This is a genomic window from Pseudobacillus sp. FSL P4-0506, from assembly GCF_038003025.1.
Lineage (GTDB): Bacteria > Bacillota > Bacilli > Bacillales > Domibacillaceae > Pseudobacillus.
This window is the reverse complement of record NZ_JBBOOI010000002.1, coordinates 1-24,409: the sequence shown is the minus strand read 5'-3', so window position 1 is coordinate 24,409 and position 24,409 is coordinate 1. Positions and strand designations below refer to the sequence as shown.

The window sequence follows — 24,409 nt, the reverse complement described above, 5'->3', positions numbered from 1 at the left end:
TCATTTTATAGGAGGTTTGGTTCGTGAAGTTTTACAGCAAGTTCTTAATTAAATTAACGTTACTGGGTTTTTATCTTGTAAGCGGTTCTACTTTTTTTATTCTTATATTAAATAAAGGAATTATAACGTTAACAAGCCCTTTCTATTTATTAGGTATCCTTCTGTTTGTATACGGATGGATTGGGTTGGCTCGCACTTACTTGAGTAAACAAAAAAGTTCGCACAAACAATTTCCTCAACATGAGATTATTCACTAAGTCGTTTTATATACACTCAACAATAGAAAAGTTTCCTGTAATCATTAATTACGGCGTTGAATATATTTAAAAACTCTGAGCGGCTTTTAATTTCAAGTGCTCTAAAAGTGAAGGCGGTGTCGTTTTTGCAATTAGTTGCATGGGGGGAAGTACGTGAAGCATAAAGTAGGTACATTAGTCTGGATTTCCGCCATCATAACCCTTTTTTTCCGTAGGGATGATGACACTCTTATGCTTGAAATGGAAGATAATACCGAAATGAAAAAGAAGAAAACAGGGATTACAGACTGTTTTTCTTCCTTTCAATGGATATATTAAGACTGTTCAGCAATAAATGTGAACCAATCATCTAACTCATTTACTTCTTTCTGTGTTTGACAGTGTTCGAAAAGATATTGTTTGTCTAAAGAATCGAAGTTGCTTGCTAACAACTTAAAGCCCCACTCACGATCTTCGAGAGACTTCCAATGAACGGCTGCCCGAAGTCTATCCAAAATAATGTCTTCAATGGAAATAAGGTAAACATAATTTTCATCATCAATGAAAATCTTTTTAACCTTAGAGTAATCACCCTCTAAATAACTGCCCGGTATTTCTATAGCAATCTCTATATTATCATTATAAAAATGCCTACCGTCTTTTTTGAAATCCAGCTGTCCAAGAATATTTGCTATCGTTTCGTACCCTTCTGATACCATATCAATATCCCTAGTGGTGTAATCATTTTGAGTATAGATCGTAACTGAAAGACCTCCAACAATAATGGGTTTTACATTTCTTTCAGCAAGAAGCTTAGTTAATATAGCTGCAGTTTTAAGCATGGCCTCATACTTTCCGGCACTTTTCAGCTTATTGATCTCTATTTGAGCTTGTCTGATATTCAACTACTAACCCTCCATCAAAAGTACAGGTTTACTTTTGTTTAAATCTACTCAATATTCTCGCCTCTGTAGGATGTTTTGGACGAAGCCGGCCCTTATTCCAGCCACTATTATCAATGCGCTTTTCAAAAGCCTCGATTTGTTTCTGAAACTTTAAAGAATTGCTAATGACTTGTTGTTCGATATCCTTTAAATTTGCAGTAATCATATTGGCATCACCCTTGTTTTTTTTCCATTTTTTCAATGCATATACGCCCTTTTTTATAGACAGTATATGCATTCTCTTTATTTATCATACCATACGATCCTAGTAATGAGTAATTTGAAAATATCCTCCTTTTATACAATAACACTGTCATTCATTACGATCCTGATCCTGTTTAACGAGGGGATTCTAAGCAACTATCTAAACAGGTAATCTTCAATTTATCTTATATAAGTCTTTTACCCTTTCTTTCTTTTTGTAAATATAGATGGAGGGGATTTAGCTTTTTTAGTATTACCTTGATTTTAGTTTTAGAGTAAGAAAAAAATAACCGTAACTCTTTACGGGCTTTACCTGTTCGTTTTGCTTGACTCTCGCATTAGGAACTATTGCCTTGATTCTCAGGGACAGATGAATTTCCAATTCCGATCAAGCACTTCAATAGTTCAACTCAGGGGAGGAGAGGATTCAAAACAAAATAGTTGTCTCGAAAATCATATAGCTGCACGAGACGAATGAAACTATATTAATGGGGAAAAATGGGAGCTTCTGATAGATATAATTATGGTTGCGATGCTACCATAGTGAACAGCTGTGTGTAAAGGAATCTCTCATCGGAAAAGGGAAAGGACTTTTATAAACTTGCTCATCGGCTCCAAGGGGAACTTAATACAACTTTTTCATTAGGGACTAAAATTTACAGGAGTAAATAGTTTAGAAGTCAATGGAATTTACTTAGTTATTAATATATTAAAAGAGAAAATTATGTTGGTGTTAGCATTACCTAAAGCATATTCAGAGATGAAATTTAATGATTGCTTAGTTTTATCACTAAATTGTTCATAATTAACTTTTCGATTTTTAAATTTATTCCAGTGTGTTTTCTCACATGCAAAAGAAAAGCATGGCATGCGTTGGACAATGTTAAGGGGACTTAAAAAATTGTCGATGCAGGCGATGCATAATTTTGCTGCCATGAATCTCAAGAAAATGGCCAATTGGACCTGGCAAGGTCCCTAAATGGTCTAAATAATAGAATCAGAGAGGTCTATCCTTATCTCAAACGGCTGTAAAACCAATAAAAAATCAAAAAGGGTTCGGAATGAGACCACTCCGAACCCCTTTTGTCGACAAACCGAAATATATAGAGATATTATTCTCTGCGCACTTTTGCTTTAGCGAATCATTTATTTATTTATTTGTTTGTTTTGAACGTTGTTAAGGCGGTTTTTAATTCTTCAGCCATTTCACTTAATGTTTTGGCTGAAGAGGAAATTTCGTCCATAAACGTTAATTGTTTTTCTGCAGCCGATGCGATTCCTTTTGTGTGTTCAAAGGAACCTTTGGTTACTTCTGATATATCACTCATCGCTGCTGTTACTTCCTCTGTACCCGCAGAAATCTCTTCGGTTGCAGCGGATACCTCTGATACCTGGTCAGCGATGGAGTGGAAGGAATTAGTCATTTGTTTAAATGCACTTCCTGCCGTGTCAAGAATAGCAGAACCTTTATCAACGTCCAACACTCCCTGGTTCATCAATTTGGATGCACTCATGGTAACAGTTTGAACTTCCCGGATAATCCCGGCAATACGTGATGAAAATTCCTGTGACTCTTCTGAAAGCTGTTTAACTTCCGTTGCCACAACCGCAAATCCTTTGCCATGTTCACCAGCTCTTGCTGCCTCAATAGACGCATTCAATGATAGTAGTTGTGTTTGTTCAGCTATGTTTGTTATGCCGGATACCATTTCATTGATTGCTTTTGAGTGTTCCTCTAGTTTTTTGATTTCCCTGGAAACAACACCGACCGAGCTTTTAATCCGCTCCATTTGATCGATAGCGCGCTGAATGTTATTGTATCCTTCTACTGCCTCTTTAGCTGAAGTGGACGTTTGTTCAGAAACATTGGTCGCCGATTCAGCCACCTTTTGTACGCCGCTCGCCATTTCTTCCATCGAAGAAGATGTCTGCTCGGCTCCTTCCATCTGCTGCTCGGTGCCGCGAACAATCTCTTGAGTCGACGTGGCTACTTCATTAGAGAACTTTGCTGATTCATCAGAAATAGCGGTTAACTGTTGCGACGAGGCGGCCAATTGTTCTACAGAATCGTTCACCTGGTTAATCGTCTCTGTGAATGAATCAATCATAGTATTTATATCTGTTGCCACTTGTCCAAGTTCATCCTGTGATCTCGGCCGCAGCCTTGGTGTCAAATTACCAGTAGCCAGCTGTTTGATCACCTTCGTCATATGCGGGATTGATTTTAACATGTACTTGGAAAGCAAGTACACAATCACAATAAGAAGCAGGCCGCCTATACCAAAAAATAAAATGATGTTTTTTATATAATTATTAAGACCAGCCAAAGCTTCTTTTTGCGGAAGTGATGTTCCTACTGACCAACCTGTTGCTGGAACCGGAGAATAGCCAATATATTCCGTTTGGTCATTCACTTTTGCCAGTTCAAGCCCTTTTTCACCGACAGTCATTTTTTTGCCGATGTTGCCGATATCTCCTGACAGATCTGGAAGCTTTTGGTCAAGGATTAATTTATCATCTGGATGATATAAAATAGTTCCGTCACTAGAAATTAAAAATGAATAACCGTTCTTACCAAGTTTGTATGATTGCATAAGCTGTGGCAAATCGTCTAAAAACAGATCCATTGCGACAAATCCAAGCGTTTGATCACCATCTTTAATTTGGGTCATCACACTTAAAATTACTTTACCAAACACTTGATCCATATATGGTTCGGTAAAATAGACATCGTCTTCTGCTAAAGCGGGTTCATACCATGGACGGCTTTTTATATCAAAGCTCTCATCCTGCAATAAATTATCGTTGCCAATCAAAAAGTTTCCTTGATTGCTGACAACCCAAACCATAGCAATAGAATCATCCGTTTTAACTATTTTGTTAAGTGATTGCATGACACTTTCATAATGAGGATCTGTTCTGGCCTCATTCCGTGAATGAGCCGTTTTTAAGTAATCAGTTATCTCTTGATTGGCTGCAATTTGTCTGGCCATCGCCTGTTTTTCTGCAAACATGCTGTCCACTTGATCCGCAAGAGCATTGCTTTTTGTGGATAGGTTTTCTTCTATGTTGCCTACAAGCAGCGATTTCGTATAGGAATAATTCATCGCCCCTGTTATCGAAAAAACGATGACAATGGCAACAAGCAGCACAAGCGACAGCTTGGTTGAGATGCTTGTACTCCTTCGGTGAAGTCTCTTTTGATCTCTCTTCATTTCTCTTTACCACCTTACTTTCCTCCTACTATCGAGGAAGCTTTTTAATGATTAATCAGACTTTATTGCTATTTGTATATCGGGTAATCAAATGAATTGTTAAGCTCTATCTATCCGCGGTTTGAAAGACGAAAAATTCAAAATAAATTTAACAGTCACCGAGAATTGTCTCGTATACTCGAATCAAAACGCACTACATCATATTCATAAAAAAATTTAAGCCAAATCATCTTCTCGTTTGTCTAATTAATGTAAAGACAAAACGAAAGGAGGAATCGCGATGAAGTTTGAACGTTTAGTAAAGAAAGCGTAAAAGGGAATGACAAAGCCTACTTAATGCTTTTCAGCAGTACGAAGATGATATTTACCGGATGGCTTATGTCTATGTAAAAAATAAAAAGGATGCACTAGATATTGCTCAAGAGGCAGCCTATCAGTTATTTAAGAAAATCGGTACATTGAAAAACCAAAGTATTTCGAGACGTGGCTTATGAAAATTACGATCAATTGTGCGCTGAACTTAATCCATAAAAACAAAAAAGTAATTCAGCTAAATCCAGACTTCGAATTTAATGTTGAATTGATTAAGGGAAAGCGATATATAAATAATGAGACTAGCAAATATTAAGGAACAGGCAGGCAGTGGAGGAGTTATCTGGGATTACATAATCTATAGAACCCTTAGTTGTCTCAGGTCATAAGAGAGAACGTCTGCTGCTATGAAACAGGCATGTTCATCATTTTAAGCTATACATCCACCATCAAGAGGTAGATTTACACCAATAATATACAATACACAGGAAGAGGGCAGCGTTAGCTACAATCGGCCAAGAGGGACACGGCTAAGTACACCGGGTTGGAATAAGGGCCGACTAATCTTAAAATGGAAGAAGTCAAACTAATAGATCCTTCGTTCTTCTCCATAAAAGAAAGAATATACTTTCTCATGAAAAACCCACTTTTACTATCAAAATTAAGGGCGAAATCAAACTCATTCTCTTCAATACTTCCGATGCTTTCCTCCAAAAGAGCAAATAAGAAAAACGGATTTCAAGTAGCTAAAATCGAACTTTGGGATCACTTTTATACTGAGAACCTATTAAATGATCCTACAAATGAAACTATTAGAAAATACAAAAAATTGTTAAAATGTTATTAACACCTAGAATTAGCTTCAATTTAATCTCTTAAGGAGGGAAAAAAATGAAGCATTATGTTCGGGTAATTCCATACCAGGTGGTTGAACAGGCAGAAGAGGTAAAAGAAGTCCCAAAAGGCGTGGAATTAATACAAGCTCCTCAAATTTGGAGCGAAACAAAGGGCAAAGGCATGACGGTGGCTGTCTTGGATACAGGCTGCGATACTTCACATCCCGATTTACAGGAACGGATTATAGGTGGGCGAAACTTTACGGATGACGACGGAAGCAACCCTGATATATTCGAGGATTATAATGGGCATGGAACTCATGTTGCCGGAACGATTGCCGCCCGGAAAAATGACAGTGGCGTGGTTGGAGTCGCTCCTGAAGCAAGTTTACTCATTGTAAAAGTATTGAATAAAAATGGCTCTGGACAATATGATTGGATTATCAAGGGCATCAATTATGCTATAGAACAAAAAGCGGATATTATTTCCATGTCACTAGGAGGTCCCAGTGATACTCCTGAACTTTATGAAGCGATCAAAAGGGCTGTTGCCAACAATGTCCTCGTGGTTTGCGCAGCAGGGAATGAGGGTGACGGCGATGACTCAACTGATGAATTCGCCTTTCCAGGCTGTTATAATGAAGTGATTAGTGTAGGGGCGGTTAATCTTGAGCGGCGCTCTTCCCCTTTTACCAATTCACATAATGAGATCGATTTAGTTGCCCCGGGTGAAGAAATTCTTTCTACGTATTTAAATGGAAAGTATGCCACTTTAAGCGGGACTTCCATGGCTGCACCTCATGTTTCGGGAGCTCTTGCTCTCATAAAAACTCTGGCGAACAACAGCTTTGAACGGAAGCTCTCAGAACCTGAGCTCTATGCTCAATTAATTAAAAGAACCGTTCCACTGGGTAACTCTCCAAAGCTTGAAGGAAATGGGCTGATCTATTTAACAGTCCTTGACCATTTGGCAAAAGTATTTGATCAAGAAGTTAAAACCATGTTCTTAAATAATCAAGGCATTACCAGCTAAAGCAACTCCATTTAATGGGGAGTACGTTGGCAGATGGTTTCCTTTGAATAAACCCTTAAGTTAAAGAGAACAAATAACAGACCGGGATTAAGACCGAGCATTTTTTATGGAATATAAACCCAGATTGTCTTAGCACATGATATAATATAAAACACAATAGAATAAGGATTCTCAAGGGTGGTTAGCACGTCCTCAGAAGAAAGGAGGGGAGTGCTCGTGACGGTCTTTGAAGCGTTGATGTTTGCATGTACTTTTGCAGGCTTAATCATAGGAATGCTGTCATTTGACCATAAAAAATAACCCACCCTTGAGCATGCCAGCATAAAGGGTGAGTTAAGTTTGTTGTGAATAGTTTATAGCGATCACCCTAGCAGGGAACCGTCTATTGTATGGACCGCTTGGTGTTCCAGCACCGGCGGTTTTTTATTATATGCTACTTTATGATTATATCATACCTGAAATCCAGCAAGGAGACCAATAAAAAATGTCGAATCCGAATAAAGTTCTTTTGTTTGTAACAAAACTGCATCATAAGTAACAAATCTGTAAATTATCTAATTTTCCTCTACTTCTTTAAATGCGTTGTTATGTTGGTGATTATAAAACGAAATAAGAAAGGGGAAGCACATTGGATAGCATGAAAAAAGTATCTTCAAACAAAAAAATAGGTTTAACAGCTGCATTACTAGAATTGGAGCATAATAAAAAGAGATTTGAAAGTAAAAAAGAGTATTATGACTGGGAAAAGGATCAGCATATAATCTCAAACTATTACGATCAAATTCATTTTAATGAAGCGAACAAAGAAGAATTATTTAAACAATTGAATCATTTAGTTGCCACCACACATACTAATCGGCTTCCTTATAACTCCAAAACCCGAAATTATCTTTATTCATTGGTCGATCTTCAGGCTGACGGGAACTTGAAGAGCATATATTCAGGAAGAGAAAAGGACCCTGAACAAGTCATGAAAGAAGATTACGAATCAGATCGGAAAAGAGAACAAGCTTATGATGAACTGCTGAAAAGTGACTCGGTTAATCATGATCATATACAAGAAATAATAACATCCCTTCAAAGTGAAAACATGTACAATTGCGAACATGTTGTTCCGCAATCATGGTTTGATAAGCGTAACCCAATAAAAGGAGATTTACACCATCTTTTTACTTGTGAAAAAGAATGCAATTCCTTAAGATCTAATCATCCTTATTATGATTTCGTCGATTATTCTCCTAAAATGGAGACCGAAGTAATTAAAACACAATGCGGAAAATACGAAAAGGCTAAATTTGAACCTGAAAGTGGCAAAGGTGAAGTTGCCAGAGCAACGTTGTATTTTTTATTAAGATATCCTGGAGAAATCAGCCAATACAGCAATAAAGACGTTGAACTGTTACTGAAGTGGCACAGTGATTATAAAGTATCTATTTATGAAAAACACCGTAACAAGGCGATTTTTGATATTCAAAAAAACCGGAATCCCCTAATAGATTTCCCGCAATATGCTGACCAAATAGATTTTATGCTAGGTTTATCAAATTAATTAGTTGAAATTGGAAGCACAGCAACTGTGTGGTCATATATATGAAATGAAAAACTTGTAGGCAGGTGTATGAACAAGTTTAAGGATGCGCGTAAACTAAGAGGTACCTTCTTTCTAGATTTTCATCAGGGAACAGCCAGTTTAACTAAAATCCAGAAAGGAGCTCTCGAATTTCTTTTCTAATAATAAACCCATAGCAGACGGTCCTTTTCCAGCGTTTAATGATACATTTTAAGAGGGTTTGACAAACCAACCGACAAGCCGGTTCCTGATTACAGAGGAGCCGGCTTAGTAACCCTTAATGCATGTGAAGAGGGGTGTATATTCAGCAGAAGTAGCGATCCATTCTTATTGATGAAACCTATTTGATTATAGAACGTATAAAAACTAAGTTCTTTCATCATGAATATATTAACCAATGCATCATTATTCTAGAGTACAGGAGGTTTGGTTCGTGAAATTTCCCGGCAAGTTCCTGATCAAGTTAATGCTGTTGAGCTCTTATCTCGTAGGCGGTTCTGCTTTTTTTATTCTTTTACTAAGCAAAGAAATTATAACATTAACGAGTCCTTTCTATTTATTAGGCATCTTTTTGTTTGTATACGGATGGGTTTGGTTGGCCCGTACCTACTTGAGTAAACAAAATGAGAGAAACAAACAACTCACTCAACATAAGATTGTCCACTAGACTATCTTCTCACGGTTATTCATAACCACTAATAGGCTAATATCCAAACTTAGGTAACCTTTAGTCATCCAGCAACTCACTCTATTAACGTTTGGCTATTGAAAAATTTGCTATATCGTAAGTCTGAGGAGTTTATTAAAAAGTAAACATCACATTAAGGTAGCAAAAATACCAAAACAGGCATGGATTAGCAAATCCATGCTTTTGTTTGGTCCACCACCGAGCCGCTGTCTCCAAAATTAAGGCCCTATTTTTTAGGATTACTTGCGGCTAACCTCCCGCTCTTAATAGTTGTTACTTAAGTAACAACTTATGGAAGTATATCAGCTACTCATGGAAAAAATCAACAGATTTTGCTAAAATACCAGTTACAAAGGTAGCGACTAAGGTTGTGTTGGAGGGCTTATGAAAGAAGACATTTTAGAAATATTAAAAAATCTAAATTTTACCGAGTATGAAGGGAAAGCATATCTTACTTTGTTGGAAGAATCGCCATTAACTGGCTATGCAGTAGCAAAAAATTCCGGTGTACCACGCTCAAGAATTTATGAAGTTCTGGACAGTCTTACCATGCGTGGAGACATTCTGGTTAGTCCTGGAAACACACCACAATATACACCTGTTCCTGCAAAAGAGCTAATTAAAAGCCGTCGAATGAAGGCAGAAGAGAATTTTGAAATGGCAGAAAAGTCATTAGCGGAGTTTGAACGTTCTGCAAATGACCGTGAAAACATCTGGAATATCACGGGACGCAATGAAATACTTGATAAGGTAAAAGCTTGTATAGCATCTGCAAAAAAAAGAATTCTCTTAGAGATTTGGAAAGAAGAATTTGAAGAATTGGAGTCTGAACTAAGACAGGCAGCAAAAAGAGGAGTTAATGTAACGATTATTATTTATGGGGAAATCGTCTCTGATTTTGCTAATGTTTACCTCCACTATATGGGTCATGAAATTACGGAAAAGTACGGTGGACGATGGCTAGTTATTAGTGGAGATGATTCAGAAGTAGTAGCAGGTATTGTCTCACTGGAGAAAGATAGCCGTGCAGCCTGGACGATGCATGTAGGCTTAGTCATGCCCATTACAGAATTCATGATTCACCATTTGTATCTCATGGAAATTATGGAGAAACATAAAGATCTTTTAGAAGAAAGTTTTGGGAAAAAACTCGTCAATTTACGCCGCAAATTTTCTATCCATCCGAATTTTAAAAAACATTACGTGGACTAAATTTATACTATTATTGTTTTATACAATATAAGAACAAAAGCATTACTTCATAGCAAATAATGCTTTTTTCTTAAACTAACAGGTATTAGAGTTCACAGGCGCGAGCAGCTTCAACAGCCATTGAACTTCAACAATTGGGCGCGACTGCTATGCGATACAGGTAGAAAATGAGCAACTTTTTATAAAAATGAAAATAAGGCTGCTGAATAAGAATCTATTTTTGATCAACCTTTTTCCAAAACATGATTTTTGTATATGCTGCTCAATAAAATGCACCAAGATATTTTTGGTCAAATTTTATTCCAATCTAGCACTACATCTGCTCATGATCGACTCATTTTTAAATTTAAGTACATTAGCTTGAATGTATTATTGTAAACTCTCCAAATTATGTACCTTAAAACAGAGGTTTGTACGATTATTAACATCAAATTTTTCGTAAAGGCTCTGTATATGTTTTTTTATAGTATTTTCACTAATAAATAGCATGTCGGCAATTTGTTTATTGGAATATTCCTTTTTCACGTAGCGCAACACGCCTCTCTCTAGGCGTTAAGGAATTTCCAAAGAAACCGTTTTCAATAACCAGTGCTCATGCAATCTTTGCGCTAAATACCTCAATATAATTTCAAGACACATAACCTCAGTTTTATTAATTTCTTTTTTATTTTTTGAAGTAACAAAGTCCACCAATCCAACAACTCTATTATCCTTTACTAAAAATATTCCTGTGTTGTTATAGAATCCATATTTGTCATAAAGCTATTAAAATACTCACTTTTTTCATAGTCTTTTTTTGATTGAAGATCGAGAAGCCCAATTACACGGCGCTTGGGGATAATGTGTTTTAGTTTGTAAGGAACTAATTGATCCATTTCAAAATAATTGTCTAAATAATCTTTAGTAATGGGGGTACCCCTTATTAGAAATAAATGTATTTTTATGATCAAGGATAAATTAGAAAATGATCAAACCTTTTATAAAATCCAAGCTTAAATGTTCTGAATAGGAATTCACTTTGATAAAACTTTTTCAAAATGAATTCCTAATTACGATAATCTTTTTAGTGCTAAATCTGTCGAGGGGAGGGAGTATTTTACTTCTTCTATATTTTCCATTTTTTATTGACTGTTTAGGCTAAAAGAACTATTATGTTCGTAAGAAGTTATTCAATTAAGCCATTTACTACTTAATATAATAGTCATATAGAGAAGCGATGAACAGCCATTTATATCTGGGCACTTGAATGGCTTGGAGCGACTAGTGCAACCGACTCTTTTCTTAGAGTCGGTTTTTTGTCGAATGGGTTTTATTTAACTTAAACATTATATATTTCATAGAGCTGGAGGAAAATAAATTGAAAAAAGCACCTGTTACACCGGATCTTTCTGAAATTTCTCACTTGATAGAGCCATTAGATGAAAAAAATAAACCAATTGAAGCCTTGTTAAAAGAGTTAAGAGATGTCAAATATGCACTGGATCAGTCTTCTATCATTGCTATCACTGATCAAAAGGGAAGGATCTTTCATGTAAATGACCAGTTCTGTAAAATTTCCAAATATAGCCGAGAAGAATTAATAGGTCAAGACCATCGTATTTTAAATTCAGGCTATCATTCTGGGGGAATTTTCAAACAAATGTGGGCTACAATTGGATCAGGAGAAACCTGGAGAGGAGAGGTGCGGAATAGAGCGAAGGATGGTTCTTTTTACTGGGTAGATACGACGATTGTTCCATTTTTAAATGATCAGGGAAAACCATATCAATATGTGTCGATCCGAAATGATATCAGTTCTCGAAAGAAAATGGAAGAAGAAATGCGAAGAAGCGAGGAGAAATACCGTTTAATTACGGAAAACTCAGCTGACTTGATTTCAATTATTGACAAAGAAGGAAACTTTCAATACATTTCTCCTTCTCATATAACAATACTGGGGCATGACATGTGTGAACTAAAGTCTAACCAGCTCTTCAAGTGGATTCATGAAGAAGATCAAAAGATTTTATACACTGAATTAAGATTGCTAGCTAAAAAGAAAAAAATGTCTTCGCAGATAGAGTTTCGTATTAGAACGAGCAGAAATCAGTATAAGGATATGGAAGCAAGAATTAGTCCCATTATGAACGGGGACAGAAAAGCAAAAGATTTCGTGTTTATCATGAGAGACATAACCGATCGGAAAAAGTCGGAAAAAATGATTTATCATTTAGCCTATCATGATACTTTGACCGATCTGCCGAACCGCAGATTGTTTATGAAGCATTTGCGGGAGGAGATTAAGAAAGCAAAAAGTTCCTCTTCTCAGCTTGCTGTAATGTTTATTGATTTAGATCGATTCAAATTTGTGAATGATTCATGGGGGCATGAGAATGGCGATTTCATTTTAACTAAAGCAGCCGAGCGTATTAAAAAGTCACTTCGTTCATCGGATTTAGTTGCCCGATTAGGAGGCGATGAATTCACTGTACTGCTAAGTGGCATATCCAAAATAGAAGAACTGGAGCGGCTGGTGGAACGGATTCATTTAGACTTCCAAGAACCGTTAGAAATCGCCGGCCAGATGTATACACCTTCCTGTAGTATCGGTATTGCGACCTTTCCGCAAGATGGAGAGAAAGCTGGTGAACTGTTGAGCAAAGCAGATACCGCTCTTTATTTTGTAAAAGAACGAGGCCGGAACGGATATGCCTTTTTCGAAGCAGAAATGGAAGAAAAGTCATTGGAGCGTATTTTATTAGAGAATGAGTTGAGAAAAGCGATTCAGCTTGAGCAGTTTCATATTGATTATCAACCGAAAATAGATCTTTCAAAAAACATATTAATTGGAATGGAAGCGCTCGTGCGTTGGAATCATCCAGAACTGGGGAAGATTTCTCCCAATAATTTTATTCCCTTGGCTGAAGAAACAGGAATAATTATCCCTTTAGGGGAATGGGTACTGCGCCGTGGGTGTGAACAAAATAAAGAATGGCAAGATAAGGGTTATACTCCGCTAAAGATATCCATCAATTTGTCTGCGCGCCAAATCTCGGACCCTGATATTGTAAGGAAAATTGAAAAGATTCTAATAGAAACCAGATTGGAGCCGAAATGGCTTGAGATTGAAGTGACAGAAAGTGTATTTGTTAATATTGAAAATGCAATAACTATTTTACAACAACTTAGAGATTTGGGGATTCATATCTCTATTGATGACTTTGGAACAGGGTACAGTTCATTTAGCTATATTAAGCATTTACCTGTCGATACGCTGAAAATTGATGCTTCGTTCATTCGGGATATTCATCAAAATAAGGAAAGTCAGGCTATTGTGCAAGCTGTCTTGACACTTTCACAAACCCTTGGCATCAATGTGATTGCAGAAGGGGTTGAAAATCAGGGACAGCTAAATGTTCTGAGAGAGGATGGCTGTCTCCAAGGGCAAGGTTTTTTATTTAGTAAGCCTTTGTCTAGTCAGGACTTTGAAGAGTATTTAAAAGAATCTGCCAGAGGTACGGGAATTAAGAGATAGATTAAAGAAGATGCATTAACGACAACGAGCAGCTATATAAGGATTGAGGGAGGAAAAGTATGAAGCTTTTTTCAAAGAAAACAAAGTCATGGATGGACTATTTGGATAATTCTGCGGCAAAAGAGATATCTACAGTAGGAGAAAGGGTGAAAGAACGGCTGGCATTTATGGGAGTCAGCCAAGAAACGCTGGATCATGTGAAGGAAGCTCTGCCCATTCTTCTTCCTTATAAAGAAGAAATAGTGAATCAATTTTACGAGCATATTACTTCTGTAGATCACCTTAAACAAATGATCACAGAACATTCTACAGTTGAGCGCTTAAGGCTGACAATGGAAAGGTATGTTGAGCAGCTCCTCCGAGCGGACGTTGATAAAGAATATATACTGACGAGAATCGTGGTTGGCCAGGTGCACAGCCGCATCCATCTGACAGCAGAACACTTTATTGCTGCGCATCATCTGCTGATTCAAATTATGACAACAATATTGATGGAGAAACTCCATCCGCATCCTAACCAAATGATGAAGATAGTTCTTGCCGTTCAGAAACTAGCAGCCTTCGACCAGCAGCTTATCGTTGAGGTTTACATGGAAGAAACATTTAAATCTTTTCTATTTGGTGTTTCTGACATGCTCAATGACATGACACAGCTGAATACAACAAAGCAGCTGATCACAGAAATGGACAATATAGTGAAGGAAAGTCATAATGTTACAGCTGCTGCCGAGGAAGTGAGCGCCTCTATTATGGAAGTAGCCGATCATTCCGTCAAAGTAGCTGAAAGAACAGATGAAGCCGTTCAATCGGCTGAGCAAAGCAAACAGGTTATTAATGAAGCCTTACAGGATATTCAAAAAGTGGGTCATGTCTACCGTGATGTGACGAGACAAGTCAATCAACTAAATGAGGAAATTGAGCAAATTCAAAGTGTAGTAAAAGTGATTCAAGAAATTACAGATCAAACGAATTTACTTGCTCTAAACGCGAGTATTGAAGCAGCGCGTGCCGGAGAACATGGAAAAGGCTTTGCGGTTGTAGCGAAAGAGGTTCGGAAGTTAGCTGAACATACAAAAGAACAAACCATGCAGATTACCGTCAATATGGAATCTTTGCAAAGCGTTTCTCATCAAGTGACACAACAAATGGGCAGCACTGAAAAGCTGGTTGAGCGAAGTGTTAAAGAAGCCCAGTATGCGGATGAAGCATTAGAAAAAATCGTCTCAACCATGCAGAAAATCAACCAATCGACTTCACAAATTGCGGCAATGACGGAGGAGCAGACTTCTGCGATTATGGAAATTGCCCAACGAAATTCAGCGATGCTTGATCTTGGTACTTTATCTCAAGATATTGCCAAGAGAACGGCTCAAGTAATCTTTGAACTAAGCAAACAGATGGATAAGTATCGCCGCACCTTCTTTGAAACAAATATTAGACTAAATGCCAAAGATGTTATTAAGGTGGCCAAAACAGATCACCTTCTTTGGAAATGGAAGGTTTATAATATGCTGCTTGAGATAGAAACGCTTGATTCGAATCAGGTCTCATCCTATGAAGCGTGCAGGCTCGGTCAATGGTATTACGGCGAGCTACCTCCGTACATTAAAAACCAATCCGCGTTTCAACAGCTCGAAGAGCCTCACCAAGCTGTACATTATTATGCAAAGCAAGCTGTAGAAAGCTACGAACAAGGAAATCTTCCTGAAGCTCAACATGCCTTTGAACAGCTTCAGGAAGCTTCTGATCATGTTATTTCCTTGTTATCTCAGTTGGAAAAAATGATCTAGCAACGTTATACATTGGATGAAACATCTGTTCTTTCTATAACAAGATAGAAAGAACAGTGTACGAAACTGAAGTGAACATACAAAGTTAGACACAGAAATCAGGCAGCTGCTTGGACAATTTGATGGGCATAGGAGCGGCCCTTCACAGCTTAAAAGTGCAGAATAATTTGTTCTTCTAAATAATCATTGATATTTTTTAGCCGCTTCATAATGAAAGAGAAATGAGGGATTAAAAATGGCTGTGCACAATGTAATGGAAGGTGTCATCAAAGGAATAGTTGCAGAGCATTTAGACCGCTTGCATCTTTCTTGTAAATGTGAGAAGTGCCGAGAGGTTATTTTAGCGCTTTCACTAAATAAAGTACGTCCAAAATATATTGTTAAGGACAGTTAGCGTCCTCTAGTGGAGGCAATGCACACGGTTGTGAATACCCAAGAAAACGATAATACAATAGCTATCGTTGCTCAAGCTGCAGCACAAGTTTCTTCAAATAAACGCTGTACCAATATAGAATAAACACAAGATTCATTTACAAGCTTATCAACTAAGTAATTTTCAAGTAAATTATAGGCAAAGAAAAGGAATCTTTGTATTTCAAGTGTTTCATGTTGCCGGAGGTAAAGTTAAAGCAGGAATGGATGATTACTAAGAAAAATTCAAAATGAAAGACGAATTCATCCGTTATTAGGGTCTCGGAGACATTACATACTATCGAAATCATGTGAATTCAATGATTTTTATAAATAAAGGATGATCATCAAATTGCCCAAATTCTTAACTTTAATGCTAAGAATTCGGGCTTTTCCTGTTGAAAGCTCCTTATCGTTATAAAGGTGCAATTTTTGAATACCATCTTGAGTACAGGTTACGAGAAATTAAGTGATAACAATGTATCGGACAATAAATGGTTGGTTGAATTCACTGACACTCAAATGGTGAAAAGTCTAAGTGAAGATGTAATGATAAAAGTAAAACAATTAAAGAATCTTATAAAACTCTTAAGATTTTCTTAAATACTTGTCATAAACATTTTGCATAGTTGTTAATAGAGGAAAGGGAGGAAAAGTGATATGAAAAAGAAAATCCTAATCGTTGAGGATGAGAAGAAGATTGCCCGGATTCTTTCACTAGAGCTAGAGCATGAGGGATACGAAGTTGAGGCCGTGGAAAATGGAAAGGAAGCCTTAAAACGCGTAAAGGAAGGCGAATGGAACCTCGTTTTACTGGATGTTATGCTCCCTGAAATGAGCGGTTTTGAGGTCCTGCGACGGGTTCGCTTAGAGGATGAAAAAACGCCCATTATCTTGGTTACAGCCCGTAATTCTGTATACGATAAAGTGAATGGGCTTGATCATGGTGCAAATGACTATATTACAAAACCCTTTGAGATGGAGGAACTATTAGCAAGAGTCAGATCAGCTCTTAGGGTCTCGGAATTAAAAATGAAGTTGAATTCGACCAATTCCTTAAAAATCATCGATGACTTAGAGGTTGATGACGTTGCAAGATCTGTATTTAGGGCAAATCTATCTGTAGAATTGACTAGAAGAGAGTTTGATTTGCTGGTATTTATGATGGATCATTCTAATCAAGTTTTATCAAGAGATCAACTACTTAACGCAGTATGGGGATTTGATTATGTAGGGGAAACGAATGTAGTAGACGTATACATGGGTTATCTACGAAAAAAAATAGATCATGGGTTCTCACATCCCCTTATTCATACGGTTCGTGGAGTGGGCTTTATGATCAAAGGAAAGAAAAATGAGTATCAAAGCAAAGCTTAGTTTACTTTTAGTTTGTTGGTCTCTTCTCATCCTATTGATTGCCAACACCATTATTTATTTTTCTTATGTGAAGTTGACTGAAAATCGGGAGGTGGAAAATCTTAAAGAAATAGGGGAAGGATTATTAGAAAAATTAAACACTAATGATTTGTTTTCCCCCTCAATGCGTCCTTTATTACAGTCAGTTTTACCGGATGATGGGATGGTTCGAATTATAGATAAAGAAAATCAAGTTATTATGCGTACTGGGGAGGAGGATGATTTATTTAATCTACCTATTAACCATTCAGTCGTTAATCAAACTGATATGATTAGACTGGATGGAGATATGATTGTTGTCTTTACAGCACCTATATTTAAAAATAACCAAAGGATTGGAACGATAGAACTTTCGAGAGTTTTGGATGATCATTTAGAAGATATTGAAATATTGCTAACAATTCTAATTGGTGTATCAGTGCTATTGATCGTTTTGGCAGTCTTCTTTGGAAAAATAACTTCTAGAATATTTTTAAGACCCGTATCTGTCATTGGAACCACTATGGATAACATCCAAAAATACGGGCGATTCGAGAAGATACAACTTCCTCAAAAGAAACATGATGAAATATTTCAGTTAGCAGATAATTTTAATCGTATGATTGATTATTTAAAAGAAATCTTTCAAAAGCAGGAGCAATTTATTAGCGATGCGTCTCATGAGTTAAAAACCCCATTAACAGTGATTGAAAACTATGCCTCTATGTTAAATCGCTGGGGCAAGGATAATCCGGATCTACTCAACGAAGGGATTGAAACTATACAGGATGAATCTAAACGCATAAAGAATATGGTGGAACAACTCCTTGACCTGGCTGCAATCAATAAACAACCGTTTGAGAAAGAAGTTATTAACATTACAGAGCTATGTAAACAAACAGCCAAGCGTCTTGAAGTTGCAACTGATCGGCCCATTCGAGTTATCAATGATTCTAAATCCATATCGGGTCTTTCGAATAAGGGGTACAGCCAACATTTCGGAAATTTTGTACGCTAAGCAAATTTTGACACAAAAAAAGCCAAATACCTGTACGTTAAGGAATTTGGCTTCAGATACAGATTAATTTTTATTTAAGGGTCTTAGCATATTAGCTGGTAACCTATTTGAATCAAACTTATATTCGCCAAGAAGATTAATATGTTCCCAACCTAGAGGTGAAATATGTGGGAGTAATTCTTCTTTTAAGGCATCATGTTTCTTTAATTCTTTTGTTGCTTCACCCAAATACACTGTATTCCAAACGCTAATTGCATTTATTAATATATTTAAAGCACTAGCTCTTTGTAATTGATCTTGCATGCCACGTTCTCTGAATTCCCCACGTTTACCAAAAAATAAGGCTCTAGCCAATCCATTCATGGCTTCTCCCTTATTTAACCCACGATGTATCCTTCTTCTTAATGTTTCATTCGTAATATAGTCAAGAATAAAAATTGTTTTTTCAATTCTTCCAATCTCTCGAAGAGCTGTGGCAATTTTGTTTTGTCTTGCATACGAACCTAATTTCCCCATCATTAATGATCCAGAAACTCTTCCTTCCCGAATTGAATGGGCCAGCCTTAATACATCATCAAAATTTTCTTTAATAACCTTCGTGTTAATCTTTCCCCGTAGTATGACTTTTATACTCGGAAAATCATCAGGAGACGTAAGGGTATATAATTTTGCGTCGCTTATGTCTCTCAATCTTGGAGCAAAGCGAAATCCTAATAAATGACTTAATCCGAAAACTTGATCCGTATAACCAGCTGTATCTGTGTAATGCTCCTCAATTGAAAGGTCGGATTCATGGTGTAATAATCCATCTATCACGTGTACGGCATCTCTCGCATTCGTGTTGATTACCTTTGCATAAAATGAAGAGAAATGATCACTTGTAAATCGATAAATGGTTGTACCTTTTCCCGTTCCATAATGTGGGTTTGAATCTGCATGTAATGATGATACACCGACAGGAACACGCATACCATCTGAAGATGAAGTTGTTCCATCTCCCCAATATGAAACCAAAGAAAGACGGTGCTGATAATTTACTAACGTTGCTTGAGCACGATTCATCGCATCTTCATGTAATCTCCATTGCATAACATTAGCCATCTGGCGATATGATATATCGGGAGTAGCCTCTGCCATTTTAGTTAATCCAATATTTGTACCCATAGCCATTAACGTTGCCATTATAACAGATTTTTCCTCACCTTTAGGTGCTTGATTGGAAGAAGCGTGAACAAAGGACTCCTCAAATCCAGTCCATTCAGCTACTTCCATTAATAAATCAGTGAGTTTAACTCTTGGAAGCATTTTATAAAGAGATAAGCTAAAATTTCTAGCTTCTTCAGGTGTATCTGCTTGTAATCTCTCAACATGTATCTTTTGTTTTTTTATGTTGATACTTTCGATATTATCAATATTTTTGGAAATCCATTTAAGTTTCGTATTTAAAGTTTCATATCTTTCTGATATATACTGATCAAAATTCACATTAACAGCTATATTAGTCCCTTGAACTTTTGCTTTTCCCCAATCGTCTTTTGGCACTAGATATTCTTCAAAATCCTTATGTAATCGACTACCTTCAACCCAAACATCACCAGAACGGATATAGTTTTTGAGTTCTGTTAAAGCAGCCATTTCATAATATTGACGGTTAATGTTTCCTTCATCATCAAAGACATGCTTTTGCCAACGTTTAGGAACAAAATTCAAAGGCGAGCCTTCAGGTACTTTCCTTTTTCCAGAATTATTTAACTCACGTATAGTGCCTAATGCTTTTAATAAAGGTTCTGCTGATTTAGTAGATTTGAATTCTAAAGAATCCAATAGGCTTGGAGTATATTTCCTTAAATAGTTATATCGTGTTTTTATTAAATCAAGATAATCGTAGTCCATTGGTCTTGATAATAATTTAGCTTCTTCAATCGATTCTACAATTTTTTCCCAAGGCATTACCTGCTCTAATGCCAAATAAGGATCGATCCCTTCCTCTTTGGCTTTAATTAAAGCCGTTCCTATATCTGCATAATGCACAACTTTTTCATTTACTGACTTTCCATTTTGTTTTTGCATTTCTTCTTGACTTTTTCTACCTTTTGCTTGTAACACCATCATTTGTCTATCATGAATCTCAATGGCATGATCAGTTAAGTCTTGGGAGAGAGTGATTAAGTGAGCAACTAATAATGCATATCTTTTATCTTCTTTAAATCTTCTAAAAGAATGGGGTTCATATCTCGCCCCAATTCGTGCTAATTGTAAAAGTCTATTGGGGTGGATTAATCCCGTATCAGCTGCAATGTTCATTTCTTTAATGTACTTTAATCTTTTTATTACCTTTAAAAAAGAATCCGGTGACGACTGTCCGGGAATTTCTCTAAGCCAAGCTAATTGAGTTTTATTATTATTTACCGTTAAATCAATCAGTTTTTCTAGTTCACGTTTATTTCTTTCAGAAAGATTACTTATTAGTTTGGCATATATTTTTTTCTCTGCACGTGTTCTAGCTAACCAAACCATCCTCTCGATTGTTGGTATTGCAGGAAGGATTATTTTTTCCTTTCTTAATAAATCAATCGCAGTGCGTACTAGATACAAAGCATTTCCATTTTCCAACGCATCCTTTAAAAGAGTACTAGAGATCTTGCGATAATCACCGTTATTAAAATTTCTATATCCATACACTTGGCGTATTTTTTCTAAATGCTCACGCCTAGTTGTATCACGTTGAGCATATGAAGAATAAACTTCTGGATGCACATTAATTTGAGCAGCTACATATTTAATAAGGTTATCGGGTATTTCTAACACATTAGTTAAATGACAACCGGGGTATCTAAGAATGCATAATTGAAGTCCAAACCCCAATCGATTATGATCTCTTCGATGACGATTTATAACTTCAATATCATAGTCTGATAGACTGTAATAAGAAGTAAATTCAAATTCTGATAAATTATTAAGGTTTAATATTTCTTTTCGCTGTTCTGGTGACAGCAATTCTTTCACACTCAAGTTAAATCAATCCTTATAATTAATTTTGAAATTCCTTAATTTCCCTATTCAAAAATTCTGAATCATGTTCTGATAAGCAGTAGTAAGAAGCAAGCTCCCATTCGCTTAGGAGGGATCATTACCTCTTGTCGTTGGTCTATTGTAAGAATTTCTTTTCCATGCAAGATTTTCACGCTTTTCTTTGGTTTTCATACTCCTTTACCCTTCGATAAAAAGTATTAGGCTTTAAATTAAGACGCTTCATTCCTTCCGTCGCAGTGATTAATCCAGACTTCCATTCCGAATACACTCGAATGAAGTCCTCATTAATTTCGTACTTACGACGCCCGAATCGTACACCGTTATTCTTGGCCACTTCAATTCCTTCTGCCTGACGCAGCTTATTTTTTTTACGTTCTTGCTCAGCGACATAGGAAAGTAAACTTAAAAATTGGTCTTCCATTAATTTTCCAAGATCGCCCATAGTTCGAAATTTCCTACTATCAAAAAGGGTTTCATTTTCTAGGACTACAATATCTGCATTCAGCTCCCGAGTAATATACTTCCATTCCCGAATGATACCATCGTAATCCCTTCCTAATCGGTCCAGTGCATCAAGGTACAATAAATCCCCTTCCCGAATAATTAGAAGCATCCCTTGATACTGTGGTCGGTTAAAATCCTTTCCACTTTGCTTGTCAATAAAGATATAACGTTCTTCAATTCCAAGCTCCCGAAATTTTTTAAGCTGTCGTTCCGGGTTTTGGTCCTTAGCTGAAACACGAGCATATCCAATCTTCAAAATTAATAACCCCTTTCTATAAAACTATTTATCAATATATGTCAAAAAGTATATCAATAAATTGAAATGTTTCAAAATTAAAAAACACACTTTATGACACGGTAATATTAACTGTTTTCTAACGTGTCACAAAGTATGCTTTTTGACAAAAATTATTAAAGGGGGTAGCGTTGGTGGGACCCCGTACTGGGGAAACGTAAAAACAGGAGTAGCAAAAGCTACTCCTGTTTTTTTAAAGCATCTACAAGTTGCTTAGCGTCCAACATTGACATGCCTTTTTCTTCTCTTAGATACTTTATAGTCTTAATGTCACCAAGAGTTTTCAATTTCTCCTGTGCTAAGGCAATTAATTCATCATTGTTTTCACTAGGCTTTGCAGTTTCCTTTCTTAAAACTTTAACCTTATTAGTTAAAACAACAATATAAATTAAGAACGCTACATTAAGAATGAATGATGTGATTAAACTCCAGATCAAAATGATACTCCTATCATTTTAAAACCCACATTCATTCCTTACGTTTGTAAAACCTGATAATTCCGCAATAAGGGCTGAGGGAGTTGCTACTTTTTCACCTGCTGTTGTAGCACCTACCAGTAGTTTTGCAGTTTCCCATGCTCCTCCCAATGCTTTAACATATTTCTTTATCTTAGTAAGTCTTGCAATCGGTATTGCATTCATAACAAGCAATTCGCTAATTGCCAAACTACAACTCCATACACTTTGTGTGCGAATTCTAGGTAAGGTCTCCATAAAATATTTTTTGATTTCTTCTGGGGATCCTTTTTCCAATAATTCATCAGGAATATGCTCGATAGCATCTAGCGCCGGTAAAAGTTCATCTGCGGTTGCTCTGCTCATTGGTGGGTTTTTTAGATTAACATTGCTTTCTACACTCTTAATTATACCACCTTCCAGTAATTTTTTTTCAATGTATGATTCATTCCTGAAAGTTACTCTTGTTTTCCGAAGAAATTATTCCCTCTTAAATAGTAAGTAAGATATATTGTAAAGTATAGAAAAATGTGTAAATTTAGTGTAGTATTTTAATAGTGTAAGAGAAAAAAGAGAGAAGAGGTAAACCTATGGAAAAACTTTTAAGGAAACTCGGGTTAACGATCATGGTAAGTGTTCTGTTATTTAGTGGTGTATTAGCATTTGTACCAAATGTATTTGCAGCAGAAGGAATTAATGAAGTTTATGAAGAAGGAGATGCAGTATGGGAAGATAACTATGATGAAGAGCCAATAAACGCCGCTGAAAGATATGCCTCTGATAGATATAGTGCAGAAGAGATAGCTATACTTTCTCAAATTGCTTATGAAAAATCTATTAATGAGAGTGAGGCTGGCGAAGGGAAAATCGTTCCGTTTGGAGCTAAATCAAAAACTGTTATAAAAGTTTCTCAGTTACTTTTAAAAGGTGGAGATGAAGTTATTGATGCAGCTAGAGCCTTCAAAATTATTGATTCTGCCACTGCAAGAACATTTAAAAGCAATAGTGTAAAGATAGGGAATTTTTTGAAGAAGTTTGAAAATGCAGGGGCCAACGCAGCTAATGAAGTTCGTACTCAGCTTCCTGTATGGTTTAAAGATAACACAAGGGTTAGCAAAGGAGTAGCTGAAAATATATCAATCGCTGTAGCTTGGGCAATTCGCGGTGCTGATTGGTTATTTTTTTAGGAGTGAAATAGTATGGAAAATGAAACTGTTAGTGAATGGTTAGGAAGTAAAGGATTATCTAATACTGATATTGATTTCATTGAAACAATTTTGACTTTCACATCCACAGCAATTGTACTAGAGTCTAAAACAGAAGATATTAACAAAAAATTTCAAGCGACTTTTCCGGAAAAGAAAGCAAAAATCATGCCTGATTTAACCTACCAACAGTTTGAAGAAATATTACAAGATAATGGTTTGTCAGTCAATTTAAGCGAACTGTTGAAAAGGTTTAGCTCACAAGGTATTTGTGTGGAACTCTGTGAAAAATTGTTAAGAAAACAAGATGATAATTAACGGGATTAAAAATCTAAAAAAGGAAGCAAAGCGCTTCCTTTTTTTGTTACATATTCTAGCCTATCTTAGGCTAACTAGGGATACCAACAAAACCGATATGAACATTTTACTGTTGGACCCCTTAAAGTAAGGAAAATCGAATTTTATCATGTCGAAATTTGCTTAGCGTACAAAATTTCCGAAATGTTGGCTGTACCCCTTACAATTATTTTGAGAGGATA

The 24,409-nt window shown here is 36.5% G+C and carries 21 protein-coding genes, 1 pseudogene and 1 riboswitch; of the genes and pseudogenes, 13 read left to right on the top strand and 9 right to left on the bottom strand.

Translation table 11 applies throughout. The features are described from left to right. Nucleotides 1–410: 410 nt before the first annotated feature. Nucleotides 411–575: a hypothetical protein gene (locus MKZ02_RS22020; RefSeq protein WP_340856556.1), complete on the top strand. Its 165-nt coding sequence runs from the start codon at nucleotides 411–413 to the stop codon at nucleotides 573–575. Here MKZ02_RS22020 and MKZ02_RS22015 read toward each other — a convergent pair. Together MKZ02_RS22015 and MKZ02_RS22010 are read right to left on the bottom strand one after the other, a co-directional pair. Next, nucleotides 572–1,141, bottom strand: a complete 570-nt coding sequence (locus MKZ02_RS22015) for a DUF6036 family nucleotidyltransferase (protein ID WP_120038372.1) — start codon at nucleotides 1,139–1,141, stop codon at nucleotides 572–574. The genes MKZ02_RS22020 and MKZ02_RS22015 overlap by 4 nt on opposite strands. Nucleotides 1,142–1,169: 28 nt before the next feature. After that, nucleotides 1,170–1,382 carry a hypothetical protein gene (locus MKZ02_RS22010; protein WP_142927253.1) on the bottom strand — a complete coding sequence of 71 codons (213 nt, stop codon included), beginning with the start codon at nucleotides 1,380–1,382 and terminating at the stop codon, nucleotides 1,170–1,172. 840 nt (nucleotides 1,383–2,222) lie between these two features. Between MKZ02_RS22010 and MKZ02_RS22005 the strand changes: the two are divergent. Beyond that, nucleotides 2,223–2,363 (top strand): annotated as a pseudogene (locus tag MKZ02_RS22005) (transposase); the annotation flags it as partial. Nucleotides 2,364–2,538: 175 nt separating this feature from the next. Here MKZ02_RS22005 and MKZ02_RS22000 read toward each other — a convergent pair. Next, entirely contained in the window at nucleotides 2,539–4,599 is a 2,061-nt protein-coding gene (locus MKZ02_RS22000; protein ID WP_340856552.1) for a methyl-accepting chemotaxis protein, read from the bottom strand. A gap of 371 nt (nucleotides 4,600–4,970) precedes the next feature. On the opposite strand from MKZ02_RS22000, the gene MKZ02_RS21995 reads away from it, so the two are divergent. Then, nucleotides 4,971–5,093 carry a hypothetical protein gene (locus tag MKZ02_RS21995; RefSeq protein ID WP_340856551.1) on the top strand — a complete coding sequence of 41 codons (123 nt, stop codon included), beginning with the start codon at nucleotides 4,971–4,973 and terminating at the stop codon, nucleotides 5,091–5,093. A gap of 319 nt (nucleotides 5,094–5,412) precedes the next feature. On the opposite strand, the gene MKZ02_RS21990 is transcribed toward MKZ02_RS21995, so the two are convergent. Continuing rightward, complete coding sequence (locus tag MKZ02_RS21990) at nucleotides 5,413–5,547, bottom strand: hypothetical protein (RefSeq protein WP_340856549.1); 135 nt, start codon at nucleotides 5,545–5,547, stop codon at nucleotides 5,413–5,415. Between the two features lie 255 nt (nucleotides 5,548–5,802). Here MKZ02_RS21990 and MKZ02_RS21985 point away from each other — a divergent pair, with 255 nt between their 5' ends. From MKZ02_RS21985 to MKZ02_RS21975, 3 genes are all read left to right on the top strand, one after another. Then, nucleotides 5,803–6,780 carry a S8 family peptidase gene (locus tag MKZ02_RS21985; protein ID WP_340856548.1) on the top strand — a complete coding sequence of 326 codons (978 nt, stop codon included), beginning with the start codon at nucleotides 5,803–5,805 and terminating at the stop codon, nucleotides 6,778–6,780. Nucleotides 6,781–7,417: 637 nt separating this feature from the next. Continuing rightward, nucleotides 7,418–8,329 carry an endonuclease I family protein gene (locus MKZ02_RS21980; protein ID WP_340856922.1) on the top strand — a complete coding sequence of 304 codons (912 nt, stop codon included), beginning with the start codon at nucleotides 7,418–7,420 and terminating at the stop codon, nucleotides 8,327–8,329. A 1,093-nt stretch (nucleotides 8,330–9,422) separates the two neighbouring features. After that, nucleotides 9,423–10,250, top strand: coding sequence for a TrmB family transcriptional regulator (locus tag MKZ02_RS21975; RefSeq protein ID WP_340856546.1), 828 nt, complete (start codon nucleotides 9,423–9,425; stop codon nucleotides 10,248–10,250). 369 nt (nucleotides 10,251–10,619) lie between these two features. On the opposite strand, the gene MKZ02_RS21970 is transcribed toward MKZ02_RS21975, so the two are convergent. Then, nucleotides 10,620–10,787, bottom strand: coding sequence for a response regulator transcription factor (locus MKZ02_RS21970; RefSeq protein WP_340856545.1), 168 nt, complete (start codon nucleotides 10,785–10,787; stop codon nucleotides 10,620–10,622). Between the two features lie 664 nt (nucleotides 10,788–11,451). Beyond that, nucleotides 11,452–11,534, top strand: a riboswitch (cyclic di-GMP riboswitch). A gap of 73 nt (nucleotides 11,535–11,607) precedes the next feature. Between MKZ02_RS21970 and MKZ02_RS21965 the strand changes: the two genes are divergently transcribed. The 5 genes from MKZ02_RS21965 (at nucleotide 11,608) to MKZ02_RS21945 (ending at nucleotide 18,378) form a co-directional block, all read left to right on the top strand. Continuing rightward, the gene (locus MKZ02_RS21965; RefSeq protein ID WP_340856543.1) at nucleotides 11,608–13,764 is read left to right on the top strand and encodes a sensor domain-containing protein; all 2,157 of its coding nucleotides are present in this window, start codon (nucleotides 11,608–11,610) and stop codon (nucleotides 13,762–13,764) included. 59 nt (nucleotides 13,765–13,823) lie between these two features. Further along, complete coding sequence (locus MKZ02_RS21960) at nucleotides 13,824–15,554, top strand: methyl-accepting chemotaxis protein (RefSeq protein ID WP_340856541.1); 1,731 nt, start codon at nucleotides 13,824–13,826, stop codon at nucleotides 15,552–15,554. A gap of 235 nt (nucleotides 15,555–15,789) precedes the next feature. Further along, nucleotides 15,790–15,948, top strand: a complete 159-nt coding sequence (locus MKZ02_RS21955) for a late competence development ComFB family protein (RefSeq protein ID WP_340856539.1) — start codon at nucleotides 15,790–15,792, stop codon at nucleotides 15,946–15,948. 677 nt (nucleotides 15,949–16,625) lie between these two features. Further along, nucleotides 16,626–17,342: a response regulator transcription factor gene (locus MKZ02_RS21950; RefSeq protein WP_340856538.1), complete on the top strand. Its 717-nt coding sequence runs from the start codon at nucleotides 16,626–16,628 to the stop codon at nucleotides 17,340–17,342. Further along, nucleotides 17,320–18,378, top strand: coding sequence for a histidine kinase dimerization/phospho-acceptor domain-containing protein (locus MKZ02_RS21945; RefSeq protein WP_340856536.1), 1,059 nt, complete (start codon nucleotides 17,320–17,322; stop codon nucleotides 18,376–18,378). The genes MKZ02_RS21950 and MKZ02_RS21945 overlap by 23 nt, the downstream gene beginning before the upstream one ends. Nucleotides 18,379–18,441: 63 nt before the next feature. On the opposite strand, the gene MKZ02_RS21940 is transcribed toward MKZ02_RS21945, so the two are convergent. The 4 genes from MKZ02_RS21940 to MKZ02_RS21925 all read right to left on the bottom strand — a co-directional run bounded on the left by MKZ02_RS21940 (nucleotide 18,442) and on the right by MKZ02_RS21925 (nucleotide 23,031). Next, nucleotides 18,442–21,390, bottom strand: a complete 2,949-nt coding sequence (locus tag MKZ02_RS21940; protein WP_340856534.1) for a Tn3 family transposase — start codon at nucleotides 21,388–21,390, stop codon at nucleotides 18,442–18,444. A gap of 169 nt (nucleotides 21,391–21,559) precedes the next feature. Further along, nucleotides 21,560–22,171, bottom strand: a complete 612-nt coding sequence (locus tag MKZ02_RS21935; protein WP_047185750.1) for a recombinase family protein — start codon at nucleotides 22,169–22,171, stop codon at nucleotides 21,560–21,562. A gap of 218 nt (nucleotides 22,172–22,389) precedes the next feature. Further along, nucleotides 22,390–22,647: a hypothetical protein gene (locus MKZ02_RS21930; protein ID WP_061794319.1), complete on the bottom strand. Its 258-nt coding sequence runs from the start codon at nucleotides 22,645–22,647 to the stop codon at nucleotides 22,390–22,392. An 18-nt stretch (nucleotides 22,648–22,665) separates the two neighbouring features. Then, nucleotides 22,666–23,031, bottom strand: a complete 366-nt coding sequence (locus tag MKZ02_RS21925; protein WP_061794320.1) for a hypothetical protein — start codon at nucleotides 23,029–23,031, stop codon at nucleotides 22,666–22,668. Nucleotides 23,032–23,255: 224 nt separating this feature from the next. Between MKZ02_RS21925 and MKZ02_RS21920 the strand changes: the two genes are divergently transcribed. Beyond that, nucleotides 23,256–23,852 carry a hypothetical protein gene (locus MKZ02_RS21920; RefSeq protein ID WP_340856529.1) on the top strand — a complete coding sequence of 199 codons (597 nt, stop codon included), beginning with the start codon at nucleotides 23,256–23,258 and terminating at the stop codon, nucleotides 23,850–23,852. 12 nt (nucleotides 23,853–23,864) lie between these two features. After that, entirely contained in the window at nucleotides 23,865–24,188 is a 324-nt protein-coding gene (locus MKZ02_RS21915) for a hypothetical protein (RefSeq protein WP_047185753.1), read from the top strand. The last annotated feature ends 221 nt before the right edge of the window (nucleotides 24,189–24,409 follow it).

Bases quoted from the DNA above. Each gene is read 5' to 3' on its own strand.
- MKZ02_RS21920 (WP_340856529.1), top strand. From the start codon at position 23,256: ATGGAAAAACTTTTAAGGAAACTCGGGTTAACGATCATGGTAAGTGTT.
- MKZ02_RS21925 (WP_061794320.1), bottom strand. From the start codon at position 23,031: ATGAGCAGAGCAACCGCAGATGAACTTTTACCGGCGCTAGATGCTATC.
- MKZ02_RS21950 (WP_340856538.1), top strand. From the start codon at position 16,626: ATGAAAAAGAAAATCCTAATCGTTGAGGATGAGAAGAAGATTGCCCGG.
- MKZ02_RS21980 (WP_340856922.1), top strand. From the start codon at position 7,418: ATGAAAAAAGTATCTTCAAACAAAAAAATAGGTTTAACAGCTGCATTA.
- MKZ02_RS21945 (WP_340856536.1), top strand. From the start codon at position 17,320: ATGAGTATCAAAGCAAAGCTTAGTTTACTTTTAGTTTGTTGGTCTCTT.
- MKZ02_RS21955 (WP_340856539.1), top strand. From the start codon at position 15,790: ATGGCTGTGCACAATGTAATGGAAGGTGTCATCAAAGGAATAGTTGCA.
- MKZ02_RS21960 (WP_340856541.1), top strand. From the start codon at position 13,824: ATGAAGCTTTTTTCAAAGAAAACAAAGTCATGGATGGACTATTTGGAT.
- MKZ02_RS22000 (WP_340856552.1), bottom strand. From the start codon at position 4,599: ATGAAGAGAGATCAAAAGAGACTTCACCGAAGGAGTACAAGCATCTCA.
- MKZ02_RS21975 (WP_340856546.1), top strand. From the start codon at position 9,423: ATGAAAGAAGACATTTTAGAAATATTAAAAAATCTAAATTTTACCGAG.
- MKZ02_RS21915 (WP_047185753.1), top strand. From the start codon at position 23,865: ATGGAAAATGAAACTGTTAGTGAATGGTTAGGAAGTAAAGGATTATCT.
- MKZ02_RS21990 (WP_340856549.1), bottom strand. From the start codon at position 5,547: ATGAGAAAGTATATTCTTTCTTTTATGGAGAAGAACGAAGGATCTATT.
- MKZ02_RS21995 (WP_340856551.1), top strand. From the start codon at position 4,971: ATGGCTTATGTCTATGTAAAAAATAAAAAGGATGCACTAGATATTGCT.
- MKZ02_RS21985 (WP_340856548.1), top strand. From the start codon at position 5,803: ATGAAGCATTATGTTCGGGTAATTCCATACCAGGTGGTTGAACAGGCA.